This window comes from Flavobacterium sp. LM4, assembly GCF_002017935.1.
Taxonomy (GTDB): domain Bacteria; phylum Bacteroidota; class Bacteroidia; order Flavobacteriales; family Flavobacteriaceae; genus Flavobacterium; species Flavobacterium chungangense.
The window spans coordinates 923065-935979 of the sequence record NZ_MUFW01000001.1 but is presented as its reverse complement, the minus strand read 5'-3'; the positions used below and the strand labels follow the sequence as shown (position 1 = coordinate 935979).

Below are 12915 nucleotides of genomic sequence, written 5' to 3'. Positions count from 1 at the left end.
AATAGTTAGCATAAAATGTTTTAAAGATCCGTAATTGGTCTATATTTTGGAACTAATACTTTCATTACGATCCATCCTGTTAAATAACAAACAGCACAGATTGAAAAAATAATCATATATCCTGAGTTTATTCCGTTTACTACAGTATCTCCTGATTCTGATAATGATTTTAAGAAATCTCCTAAATTAGCAACTCCTTTTTCTTTTAAAAACGCCTTTTCTGTTTCCGGATTTAAAAATTGAGGGAATTTTTCTAAGAAAGACTGTCCGTTTACCGAACTCCAGTTTCGTTGTGTAAAATCAAACAAAACTCCTGATCCTTTATTAATTATAGTTGAACCAATTCCCCCTGCTAACCCTCCAATTCCTGTTATGGTTGCAATTGCTTTTTTTGGAAACATATCTCCTACTGTTGTAAAAATATTAGCAGACCATGATTGGTGAGCGGCACCAGCTATTCCTATAATAATTACCGGCACCCAGTAACTGATATAACCTAATGGCTGTGCAATCAAAGCTAATAATGGAAAGAAAGCAAAGATCAACATCGCTCTCATTCTTCCTTCGTATGGATTCATTCCTTTGTTTTCAACAAAATAAGTTGGAAGCCATCCACCTATAATTGACAATAAAGTAATCGTGTACAGAATAAATAGTGGAAAAGCTGCTTCTGTAGAATCCATTCCATAAACAGAACTCAAATAAGCCGGAGTCCAGAATAAGAAAAACCACCACACACCATCAGTCATAAATTTTCCAAAAGCAAAAGCCCATGTCTGCTTATATTTAAAACAATCTGCAAGAGAAACTTTGGTTTTAGTTTCAGGCACATATCCTTCAATTTTGCTGTCAGCAATATCATCTTGTTGAATATAAGCTAATTCAGCCGCATTAACTTTAGGATGTTTCTCAGGCTTGTCATACATAAAAACCCAAAATCCCATCCACACAAAACCTAAAGCTCCAATAATAATAAAAGCCATTTCCCATCCAAAAGCCTTTGCGATGAAAGGAATAGTTATTGGCGCAGCTAAAGCTCCTACTGTTGCTCCTGCATTAAATATACTTGTCGAAAATGCCCTGTCCTTTTTAGGAAAATATTCTGCTGTTGTTTTAATGGCAGCGGGAAAATTACCTGCTTCTCCAACAGCCAAAACAAAACGGGCAAAAATAAATAAGGTTACACTCACATTAATTACCAATGCAGTATCGTTTATAGCGTGAATAGCATCTTTTGCCCCTTCAAAACCTACAAACCAGTTTCCTGTTATGATTCCTGAAGTTGCTATGCCGCAAAAAGCATGCAAACAAGCTCCTAAAGACCAAACTCCAATAGCCCAAAGAAACCCTTTTTTAGTATCCATCCAGTCCACGAATCTACCTGCAAATAAAAGCGATACAGCATAAAAAATTGAAAACAAGGCTGTAATATTACCATAATCATTATTAGTCCAATGAAATTCCGGAGCAATAAATTCGCTCCACGTTAACGAAAGAACTTGTCTGTCTAAATAATTAATGGTTGTTGCAAAAAACAGCAATGCACATATACTCCAGCGATAATTTCCAATAGATTTGTTGGTTTGACTCATAGCAACTATGTTTGTTTTGGTTATAAAACCTTTAAATTAATTTAAAAACTGATGTTTTTCAATTTTATGTAAATCGATTTCGTTGATTAATTATAAAATTCCAAAAGTATAATTAATTCTAATATAAACCTAAAAATGTAATCGATTGCACAAATATAAGTTTAAATACTTATATTCCAAATAAATTACTTAAAAAATTATTTCAGGTGATAAATTAAACAGATACATCAAAAAAACAGATATAATATTACATAATAAATAATACTTTTGTTAAATCAAAGTTGTCTAAAATCTCATTTAAAACATTGATATAATAGCATATAAAATCTGTTATTGGTAAATTATTTTATTGATTTATCAACAAACAATCTATACTTTGAATTATATCTCAAATAATCACATAATACTCATCGAGGACTTAAGTATTAAAAAATCTAATACCTTTTAAAAATTGAAAACATTTATAAAAATTAATTTAAAAAAGAGTTTTTATTTATTCTTTTTATTATTTGGAATCACTATTAATTTACATTCTCAAAATGAAATTTTATCAATTTGGAACAAAATACCTGATGAAATAAATACTCCAGATTATAAGGAAAAAGAAGTAATAAAGGAGGGCAAAATTCAACGCACAAGTCAGGTTATTGTCCCAACATTAAGTGTTTTTCTTCCAAAAGAAACAAAGCCTAATCAAACTGCTGTCCTTATTTTTCCAGGTGGAGGATATGCACATTTATCCATGGAGAAGGAAGGAACGAATGTGGCTGAATGGCTAAACTCTTTAGGAATTACTGCTTTTGTTGTAAAATATAGGCTACCCAGTGATTTAATTATGAAAAACAAATCTATCGGACCTTTACAGGATGCTCAGGAGGCTATTCGTTTTGTCCGGTCTAATGCAGCAAAGTGGAATATTGATCCGGATAAAATTGGTACGATAGGTTTTTCAGCAGGCGGCCATTTAGCCTCAACCCTGGCAACACATTTTAATGACAAAGTATATGAATCAAAATTTAATAGTAGTGCCAGACCAGACTTTTCAATATTGATTTACCCGGTGATCTCGATGGATAACAATATAAGCCACAAAGGTTCACAGACAAATTTGTTAGGCAAGGAACCTTCGCAGATTCTTATTGATAATTTCTCTAACGATAAAAAAATTACATCTCAGACACCTCCAACTTTTTTAGTGCATGCATCAGATGATAGTGCTGTTTTACCTGAAAACAGTATCAATTATTATTTAACTTTAAAAAAGAACAACGTTTCAGCCGAATTACATATTTACGAAAAAGGCGGTCACGGTTTTGGCTTAGGAACAAAAGACACCAGTCAGTTTTGGATTAATGATTGTAAAGAATGGCTTAAAATCAATCACTATATTTTTTAAAAACACACTGTTATCATAAAATTTATCTAAAATTATTTTTAATTAATTCAGACATCGGGAAAAGTCGATATATTTACATCATGGAACAAATTGAAATTTTTAAGGCATTGTCTAATAAGTCCAGATTACAAATGCTGGAATGGCTTAAAGAACCTGAAGTCAACTTTCCGGATCAAATTACTGCAGGATTTGAACATGGAGTTTGCGTTGGGCAGATACAGGCAAAGGCAGGCCTTACACAATCAACAGTTTCTGAATACTTGTCAATTTTACAACGTGCAGGATTTATAGAATCTACCCGTGTTGGACAATGGACATACTACAAACGCAACGAAAGTGCCTTTGAAGCACTCAGTAAATTAATTCAAAATAATTTGTAAATTACCATGAGTACAAACACCCTGTTTTCTCCATTTAACTTAAAAACGTTAAATCTTAAGAATAGAATCGTAATGGCGCCTATGACGCGCTCTTTTTCTCCAAACGGAACTCCAACCGAACAAGTCGCTTCCTACTACCAAAAAAGGGCTGAAGGCGAAGTTGGACTAATACTATCTGAAGGAACAGTTATTGACAGACCATCATCTTCAAATGATGCAAACGTACCTCACTTTTATGGCAGTGAAGCATTGAAAGGATGGAAAAACGTCATAGATAAAGTTCATACAGCCGGAGGTCAGATGGGACCTCAAATATGGCACATGGGAATCATGGACAATCATCATTCCGGATGGGTCCCCCCTGTTCCTTTTGAAGGACCTTCAGGATTCAATCGTCCTGATTTCAGAAACGGTATTGCTATGTCAGAGAAAGATATTGAAAATACCATTTTAGCTTTCGGAAAAGCAGCTGCGGATGCTAAAAATTTAGGTTTTGATACTATCGAAATTCACGGTGCTCACGGTTATTTAATCGACCAGTTTTTTAGAGCAGAAACCAATCTACGTGAAGATATTTACGGCGGAAAAACTTTACCAGAACGTAATCGTTTTGCTATTGAGGTCGTAAAAGAAATTAGAAAACAAGTTGGCAACGATTTCGCTGTGATTATGCGTTTCTCCCAATTTAAGCCTTCTGATTACAATTATAAACTGGCTAAAAACCCACACGAATTAGAAGCGTGGCTTACTCCGCTTGTGGATGCGGGAGTTGACATTTTACATTGTTCTCAACGCCGCTTCTGGGAGCCTGAATTTGAAGATTCTGATCTTAACTTTGCCGGATGGGCTAAAAAAGTAACCGGAGCTCCAACCATTACTGTTGGCTCTGTTGGACTTTCCAGCGATTTCTTTGGTGCATTTGCCGGAGAAAGTTCTGAGCCAACTTCTTTGGAAGAATTAAACAGACGTTTCGACAGAGGCGATTTTGATTTGGTTGCTGTTGGAAGACCTCTTTTATCAGATCCAAATTGGGTTGCAAAAATCAAAGCAGGTAAAACCGAACAATTAAAAGGTTTTAGCAAAGAAGCTTTAGCTGAATTAGTTTTAGAATAATTTTTTAGGAGGTTCATAGCAACAAAGGTTCAAAGTGGCAAAGTTTAATACTTCACATTGTTATTGCTATGAACCTTTGTTACTTTGTTACTTTGCTTCTTTGTTACTTTATCTCTTTACGTTTCTGAAATTTATTCTGCAACCAATTACGCACAGGTTCATCATACAGTTTCAAACATAAATAAGTAATTACAATACTGGCAACTAAAACTCCAATTCCCAATAGATAACCATCAGCAAGTGAAACTTTATTATCTACAACCCAGGCTGTATACCAATAAATCAGCGGGTAATGGGTAATGTAAAGCGGGTATGAAATATCACCTAAACCTTTACATATTTTAAGAGAAAACGGATTTTTTATTTCGCCTCCGGCACCAATTACTACGATTAAAGGAAAAATTAGAATAATACAAAAAGATTCGTACAAACCATTCATCCAAAGACTGTTTTCGTCTCCAATTCGTGGTATCATAAGAACAATTGCTATCAATATACTGCATAGCCAGAAAGCACCTTTTATATGAATTAATTTTCCTAATCCGGAAAGTAAAATTCCGGCAAAGAAAGGATACAATAAACGTGTAAACCCAATATTCATTTGTTCCCGATTCAGGGACCAGCCTCCAATAACATCTCCTTTTGGATCAAAAACAGTATAATTAATCAGCATCCCTGCAAACAGCAACACAAAGATTCCCAAAACTTTATTAGAGAATTTTCGAAAGATTAAAGCGTAAAGAATATTCGCTATATATTCGAAAAAAAGTGACCATGAAGGTCCGTCAAGCGGATGCATTTCACCCCATCTCCTAATCTCCATTGATGGTGGAATTGGGAGTAAGGTAAAGCCAATAATCATGGTTAAAATCACTTTCCAAACTTCCATTCCGGCAATCATTGGAAACAAAATATCAGAAGCCTGAAAATAATAGAAAATAGCTCCAATGATCATTCCCATAATAACCATGTACTGCAGGCGAATCAAACGACGTTTATAAAACTCCCATTGTGTCATTTTTGCCCAGCGGTCATCATACGCATAGGCAACAACAAATCCTGATAAAAGAAAAAAGAAATCGACTGCCAGATAACCGTGATTGATAATCTGCTTAAAACGGTTTCCTCCTGCAAAAGCTTCAAAAATATGAAAAGCAACAACTATAATTGCAGCAACTCAACGTAAGCCGTCTAAAATTTCATAATGCTTTTTTGTTTTAATTTCGGTCATAAAATGGTTAGTAATTAGTTGTTAATGGTTGATGGTTAATTATTAATAATTAATCTTGATGATTCTTTAGCCATTCTAACCTGCGCTGATCCGGTAAATGCGTAACTTTGAAGCTTTCAAATTTGGCTTCAAAACCTTTTCCGTCAGGTGAAGCTGCCATCAGACCTACCATAACAGGTGTATTATCCTGCAAAGGTGCATTACGTGTCAGTATATAGTTTTTATCATCATAAGAAAAGAATATTTCAACTGCATCTAATCTTCTCACTACTTTTATCCATACAAAAGGCGGGGATTTGTCTAAAGTAGTTACACTCCAGTCACTCTTATTGTGTGTCACAACGGTACTTATATTGAATTTTCCGTCAACAAACTCCACTCCGGTTTTAATATAGTTTTTTTCATCTACACGAATCATCAGACCCATTTGATCAAAACGGGCAATATAATTTCCGGTCAATTTTACTTTGGCTTCAAATTCACCGCCATAAGTTGCATAATAAAAAGGTGCATCATCAACGGTGAATCCATAATGCGAAATACGCCAATAATCACTCCCAGCGGTTACGTTCATGATTAAGGAATTGTTTTTAATTTCCCACTTTTCAGGTTCATTAAACCATTGCATTTTGTTCAGGCTTTGCGCCGAAAGGTTTTGTATTAAAAACAACACTGTTGCAACTAAAACTATTCGTTTCATTATTATTTTTTTATAAAAGTTAAACATTTTACTATTTTTTAAAAGCAAAGCTGCAACTTTTTACAATTACAGCTTTTACAACCAACCAATTTAGAAAATTAATAAAACTTATTGAAGTAAAAAACTCACTTTAGATTTTATATCCGTTGAAGAGGCACCAACAATAGCTTCAAAAGCACCCGGCTCTGCAACCCAGTCGTGTTTTTTATCATCGAAAAAGCTTAAGGCTGTTTTATCTATTGTAAAAGTTACTGTTTTTTCTTCTCCTGCTTTAAGCGAAATTTTCTCAAAACCTTTTAATTCTTTTACTGGACGAACCAAAGAAGATTTTAAATCACTGATGTAAAGCTGAACAATTTCTGAACCTTCTCTGTTTCCTGTATTTTTTACTTTAACAGAAAATGTAATCTGATCTCCTGCTGACAATTGTTTTTTATCGGCAGTTACTTTTCCGTATGCAAAAGTCGTGTAGCTTAAACCGTGTCCAAAAGAGAATAATGGTTTTGCTTTTTGTTTGTCTGCCCAACGATACCCAACAAAAATGCTTTCTTTATAAGTAACCTCATCGCCTCCCGGAAATTCTCCCAAAGCATGTGCTCCGTTATCAGATAATTTTACAGGAAAAGTAAAGGTTAATTTTCCGGACGGATTCACATCGCCAACCAAAACATTTGCCAGCGCATTTCCGGCTTCTGTACCTAAGAACCATCCCTGTACAATTCCAGGAACTTCTTTTACCCAAGGCATTGCCACTGCATTTCCGGAAATATTTACAAAAACCATATTTTTATTTACTTTAACTAACTCACTTATTAATTTATCCTGATTGTATGGAAGTTGTAATTCCTTACGATCAGCTCCCTCAGCATCCTGGTTGTCACTTTTGTTTAATCCTCCAATAAAAAGTACAATATCGGCATCTTTAGCTACTTTTAAAGCTTCAGCTTTTAACTCGGCTGCTGAACGTTTGTCTTCTAAACTAACTTTTGCCACAACTCCGTTATAATTGCTTGTCGGATCTCCAACATAACCTCTGGCGTAAACAATCTCGGCCTGATTGCCAATTCTTTTCTTCAAACCTTCAAGCGGAGTGATTTCATATCTGGCTTTTAAGGATGAGCTTCCTCCACCAACTGTCATCATTTTAATAGCGTTTTCACCAATGACAGCGATTTTCTTCGTTTTAGAAAGATTGATTGGTAAAATAGTATTGTTGTTTTGAAGCAATACTATTCCTTCTTCGGCAATTTTCAAACCTGCTTTAGCATGTTCTTCAGTTCCAAAAGATCCGAAAGGTCTGTTTTTATTCATATTGGTAAGGAAAGACAAACGCAGAATACGACGTACTTTTTCGTCTAATTCCTTAGTTCCCACTTCACCTTTTTTAATCATTTCCGAATAAGGTTTTGCTAAATAATAGTTGTCGTATGCATTACTGGTTCCCCATGAAAGTCCGTTTGTCCAGGAACCAAATTCCATATCCAGACCATTATGAATCGCTTGTTTTGTATCATTTACTCCTCCCCAATCAGAAACAACGACACCTTTGAAACCCCATTCTCCACGCAGAATATCATTCAGTAAAAACTCATTATGGCAGCATTGCTGACCTTTATATTTATTGTAAGAACCCATAATTGCCCACGCATCACCTTCCTGAACGGCTGCTTTAAAAGCCGGCAAATAAATTTCGTACAAAGCACGGTCATCCACAATTACGTTTACTGAATTACGATTGGTTTCCTGATTGTTCAGGGCAAAATGTTTTACACAGGCTGCCACTCCATTTGACTGAACTCCTTTAATATAAGGAACCACCATTTTTGAAGTCAGGAAAGGATCTTCGCCCATATATTCGAAGTTACGTCCGTTTAATGGCGTTCTGTAGATATTTACTCCCGGACCTAACAGTACATTTTTGTTGCGATAACGTGCTTCTTCTCCAATTGATTTACCGTATAATGAAGCCAATTCTTTATTCCATGTGGCAGATAAAGCCGTAAGAGCCGGAAATGCAATGCAGGAATCATTCGTCCAGCCTGCCTGGTCCCACTCATCCCATTTTACTTCAGTACGAATTCCATGAGGTCCGTCAGTCATCCAGTTTTCAGGAATTCCTAAACGCGGAACTCCCGGCGAACTAAATTTAGACTGCGCATGAATCATGGCAATTTTTTCATCAGTTGTCATTCGCGAAAGCGCATCTTCTACTCTTTCATCAATTTGTTTTTTATCATCCAGATAAATTGGATTTTTATTTTGTGCATTACTTCCAAATGAATTCAGCAATAGTAAAACAGCTATTACTTTAACGTTCTTAAACATACCTTTTTATTTATTAGTCATTAGTCAGACTACTTAGATTAGCATTTAAAATGCCTTCTAAATAATATGGTAAAGCTAAAACGATATCGTGTTCGTAAAAATCCTAAATAAAAAAAAGTAGTATTTTTAAAACACAAAAACCTATAAAACAATACTTTAAACAAAATTAAGCAGCAAAAAAAGTAGTGATTCTGAAAACAAACAATTAGCCTTTTTGAGAAATCAGGCCAATTTTCACAACCATTTCCTCAAAATCATTTCGGGAAACTATAGCCTTATTTCTGGCTCTGGTACGATAATTATAAATGGTACTTAAAGAGTAACGAAGGAAAGCCGCAATTTTTACACTATCGGTTATTCCGAGTCTAATCAAGGCAAAAATTCGAAGCTCTGTATTGAGTACTTCTCCCTGCTTCAATACAATCTGCTCTTCGTTAATAAGCAAGGCGTTGAAGTCTTTTACAAAAGTTGGATATAAATTTAAAAAGATGATATCAAAATTCTTGTATAATTCTTCCAGTTCTTTATCAACTAAAGTAGTCGATTTCAACATTCTGGATATCTCATCAAATTGTTTAGCCGTTGCCTTTTTATTCAAAATAAGACGGTAATTCTCCAGCTTATTGATATAAGCAGAGCAAAGGTTGAAAAAATTTGCAATATATTCTTCCTTGATATGATTTGACTCTGACAATTGGGCATTACGTTCCTGAAGCTGATTATTGGCCTCCGTGATGTCTTTGTTTAACTCTGCTAGTTTTTGACTAGTTTCATAAAGTTCTCCACGAATTCTGGAAACCTTTTTCATTTGCTTATAAACATATATCACGGCAACAATTAAAAATAAGGACAACAAACTAATAAACAAAAGGTAAGCCTGAAGTTCTGTTTTTCGCTCGGATTCACGTTCTAAATAAGCGGTATTGATAATAGAATACAATTGCGACATCAAAAGTGTGCGAAACTGCACATTACAATAAAGCGCATCTTCAATAGCAGATTGCGTGAGTTTGTATGCCATATCAACATCTCCTAAGTTATAAAAAACGATAGCCAGTTCCTGTATTGAAGCATTATCTTTTATGGCCTGTTTAATATCTGAAACCGCAGAAAGGGCATAATATTTTTTTACTAATTCTATTTTACGGGTATTTTGTGAAATATTCCCCAAAAGGTATGTAATCATGGCATATTGAGGATTATCGTCCTTCATTCCTTTCAATAAGTTTAGTAACTCTTTTTGGGCAGCATCAAATTCCCTGTGGTAAATTTTTTTCTGAATTTTAGTAATCTTATAATCTAAAGAATTAGGATTTAAAACGCCCAGCAGCGAATCACGATATTTACCTATCTGCTCAAAAAACTCACTACTTCGACTGTTTGCGCTATAATGCTCATAAAATTCCCGATACGTAATATAATAATTAGGCAGTAATGATTTTTCTAATTCTTTTTTATTGATATTTTTTAAAATCGCTTCTGATTCCCGGTATTTTCCTGTTGATGAATACAGGTTTGCCAGTTGCAGTTCCGCCAGATTCAACAACTCTTTCTTATGAAGTTCATCAGCTATTTTAAGATTTCTCTTTACATAAAAAATAGCCGAATCTGAATTGAATTTCTGATACTCTTTATATAATGCCTGATTATAATTATACTCTTGTTCTTTAGAAAGGCCCTGTGATTTTATTTTCTTGAAATTTAAAATCCGTTCTTCTTTTAGACGGACATAATGCTGTTTATTTTTTACAGCATCGTTTAGCTTATCCAGAATAGCATCTGTACTATTTGATGCGTAACCGGAAAAGCAAACCAGAAGAGTTATAAAAAAAAGACAATACTTTTTCAAACGATAAAAAATAAGATTTATAATTATACAGCAATTGGCGCTGCCAGGCAGCTTTGTGGAATATCAAATGCATTTACCAAAGAAACCGCATCGGGTCTGATGTCCCAGCAAAGCTGATTGACCATTTTACGAACTGCTTTGGTTTTCACAGCTTCCATATATCCATCTTCTAAATACCATGCCTTGTTTTTTTCAATCTGCGAAAGCGCATACAATTGATTTAATTTTATAAGAATTGCCTTTGTTTTTTCATCTTCTATTTTAGAGACTGCTATTTGAAATTGCTCCAATACTAATCGCTCCAGATAAGCTTCAGCTACTTCAATCATCTGGTGTTGTACTACATTAAATGCATCATAAGCTTCTAAACCGCCATCTACTAATTTTTTAATACGTCTTGCTGCAGATGCCAAAATTGTTTTTTCCCTGTGGATGAAAGCCTGCAGATGAAATTCTGAATCCAGCAGATGTTCATCATCAGTTCTTCTGGTTGCAATTGGGTTTTTCTCAGCCAAAGCGGTTTTGGCATTTTCAAAAACATAATTAATGATGCCGAAAGATCCCATCTCTCCAAATGCTTTTCTGAATTCTGCTAAACGATTTTTGGCAACCAACTGCATCAAAACAGTGTTATCTCCTTCAAAAGTGGTATAGATTTCCGTATCGTTTTTCAAAGCGTCAATTCTGTTTTCAGACAAATATCCTTTTCCTCCGCAGGCTTCACGGCATTCCTGTAAAATATCTCTTGTACTCCATGTAGAGTATGATTTCATTCCGGCTGCCAATGCTTCGATTTCCTGCATTTCGGCTTCAGTTTTGTTTAAAAAACGATTCGTCAGATATTGTAATCCAAAATGTACAGCATAGGTTTTCGCTAAATGCGGAATCAATCTTCGCTGATGCATCCTGTAATTTAAAATCGGGACTTCAGAACCTCCTTCTGGTCCGAATTGTCGTCTTTGATCGCTGTAGCGAATGGCAATCGTAAGTCCTGATTTCGCTGCTGCCAAAGCCGATCTCGGAATTCCGATTCGTCCGCCAACCAAAGTGCCTAACATGGTAAAGAAACGTCTGTTATCACTCGGAATCGGACTTTCGAATTCTCCTTTTTCATTCACAGAAGCAAAACGATCCAGCATATTTTCTTTCGGAATCACGACATTATCAAAACGAATGGTTCCGTTATCCACACCATTCAGTCCCATTTTATGACCGCAATCGCCTATTGTAATTCCGTTTAAAACATTTCCATTTGTGTCACGCAGCGGCACTACAAAAGCATTTACACCATAATCGTGTCCGTCAATAATCAGTTTGGCAAAAACGGTCGCCATTTGTCCGTGAACGGCAGCGTTTCCAATATATTCTTTTTGGGCTTTTTCATGAGGAGTATGAACCGTAAAAGTTAAATCAGCATGGTTATACGTCGCTGTTGTTTCAAGGCCTTTAACATTTGAACCATGATGGGTTTCAGTCATCGCAAAACAGCCAGGAAGTTTTAATTCGCCAATATCTTTAAGATATTTTGCATAATGTTTTTCGGTTCCTAACGACTGAACGCTCATTCCCCAAAGTCCAAATTGTACGCCAAATTTAATCACCAGACTTAAATCATGATAACTCAGCGTTTCCATGATGGCAAAATAATCCGCTATGTTTTCGCCTCCGCCATGTCTTTTTGGATATGCCATATTGCCGAGATTTTCATCGGCTAAAATTTTACACCAATTGTAAACTGTCTGACGATAAACATTAATATCAGTAGAAGTTTCATAAGCAAATTCCGGTCTTGAAATAACTTCTTTTACTTTTTTGATAATACTGGCCTGATCTCCATCTAAAATTTGAGTTAACTTTTGTATTTCAAAATTATCGGTTGTTTTAGTAGTCGCGGTCAAAGAGTCTCCCTGGGTTTTGAAGTTCTGAATCAATTCTTCACCCAAAACCCCAAGGTCATTTTCAAGTTTTGTAAAATTTTGTTCCAGTACTGAAATATCCAAATCTTTTTCAGAAAGTGCTGTTGCGATATCAAAAATAGACTTTATAGAAGATTTATCTTTAATACTTTTCTCTATATCCGATTTCCATTGTGTGAGTTCATTTCGCGAAGGCGGATTCGAAATATCCACTTTCGAAAGAAGAAACTGCTGCTCTTCCGGCGAAATAATCGTTAGAGAGGTAATAAATTCCTGTAAAGTCGAAAACTCTTTTTGTGTTAAAAGATCGTCTGACCAAACAAGATATAAAAGTGGTATAAAAGCCTTAATTTTTGAATTCTTCATAGCAACCTGATTATTAATTTGTCTGTGGTTAAATTAAGATAATTAAT

At 35.1% G+C, this 12915-nt stretch carries 8 protein-coding genes and 1 pseudogene; 3 read left to right on the top strand and 6 right to left on the bottom strand.

Annotated elements, in window-relative coordinates; translation table 11 throughout:
- Nucleotides 1–20 precede the first annotated feature (20 nt).
- Nucleotides 21–1592, bottom strand: a complete 1572-nt coding sequence (locus BXU10_RS04290) for an MFS transporter (protein WP_078226253.1) — start codon at nucleotides 1590–1592, stop codon at nucleotides 21–23.
- A 451-nt stretch (nucleotides 1593–2043) separates the two neighbouring features.
- On the opposite strand from BXU10_RS04290, the gene BXU10_RS04285 reads away from it, so the two are divergent.
- From BXU10_RS04285 to BXU10_RS04275, 3 genes are all read left to right on the top strand, one after another.
- Nucleotides 2044–2988, top strand: coding sequence for an alpha/beta hydrolase (locus tag BXU10_RS04285; RefSeq protein ID WP_078226252.1), 945 nt, complete (start codon nucleotides 2044–2046; stop codon nucleotides 2986–2988).
- A gap of 80 nt (nucleotides 2989–3068) precedes the next feature.
- Complete coding sequence (locus BXU10_RS04280; protein WP_078226251.1) at nucleotides 3069–3368, top strand: helix-turn-helix transcriptional regulator; 300 nt, start codon at nucleotides 3069–3071, stop codon at nucleotides 3366–3368.
- A gap of 6 nt (nucleotides 3369–3374) precedes the next feature.
- A complete protein-coding gene (locus BXU10_RS04275; protein ID WP_078226250.1) occupies nucleotides 3375–4481 on the top strand; it encodes an NADH:flavin oxidoreductase in 1107 nt (368 codons plus the stop codon).
- Nucleotides 4482–4584: 103 nt separating this feature from the next.
- Here BXU10_RS04275 and BXU10_RS04270 read toward each other — a convergent pair.
- From BXU10_RS04270 to BXU10_RS04250, 5 genes and pseudogenes are all read right to left on the bottom strand, one after another.
- Nucleotides 4585–5712: pseudogene (locus BXU10_RS04270) on the bottom strand (acyltransferase family protein).
- 49 nt (nucleotides 5713–5761) lie between these two features.
- Nucleotides 5762–6412 carry a DUF1349 domain-containing protein gene (locus BXU10_RS04265; RefSeq protein WP_078227909.1) on the bottom strand — a complete coding sequence of 217 codons (651 nt, stop codon included), beginning with the start codon at nucleotides 6410–6412 and terminating at the stop codon, nucleotides 5762–5764.
- Nucleotides 6413–6520: 108 nt separating this feature from the next.
- Nucleotides 6521–8737: a glycoside hydrolase family 3 C-terminal domain-containing protein gene (locus tag BXU10_RS04260; protein WP_078226249.1), complete on the bottom strand. Its 2217-nt coding sequence runs from the start codon at nucleotides 8735–8737 to the stop codon at nucleotides 6521–6523.
- Between the two features lie 205 nt (nucleotides 8738–8942).
- Nucleotides 8943–10586, bottom strand: a complete 1644-nt coding sequence (locus BXU10_RS04255) for a DUF6377 domain-containing protein (RefSeq protein ID WP_078226248.1) — start codon at nucleotides 10584–10586, stop codon at nucleotides 8943–8945.
- A gap of 23 nt (nucleotides 10587–10609) precedes the next feature.
- Entirely contained in the window at nucleotides 10610–12868 is a 2259-nt protein-coding gene (locus BXU10_RS04250) for an acyl-CoA dehydrogenase (RefSeq protein WP_078226247.1), read from the bottom strand.
- Nucleotides 12869–12915 lie beyond the last annotated feature (47 nt).

What these genes read in the sequence shown, in the direction of transcription:
- BXU10_RS04260 (WP_078226249.1), bottom strand. Translation starts at nt 8,737, where the DNA reads ATGTTTAAGAACGTTAAAGTAATAGCTGTTTTACTATTGCTGAATTCA.
- BXU10_RS04290 (WP_078226253.1), bottom strand. Translation starts at nt 1,592, where the DNA reads ATGAGTCAAACCAACAAATCTATTGGAAATTATCGCTGGAGTATATGT.
- BXU10_RS04280 (WP_078226251.1), top strand. Translation starts at nt 3,069, where the DNA reads ATGGAACAAATTGAAATTTTTAAGGCATTGTCTAATAAGTCCAGATTA.
- BXU10_RS04250 (WP_078226247.1), bottom strand. Translation starts at nt 12,868, where the DNA reads ATGAAGAATTCAAAAATTAAGGCTTTTATACCACTTTTATATCTTGTT.
- BXU10_RS04265 (WP_078227909.1), bottom strand. Translation starts at nt 6,412, where the DNA reads ATGAAACGAATAGTTTTAGTTGCAACAGTGTTGTTTTTAATACAAAAC.
- BXU10_RS04275 (WP_078226250.1), top strand. Translation starts at nt 3,375, where the DNA reads ATGAGTACAAACACCCTGTTTTCTCCATTTAACTTAAAAACGTTAAAT.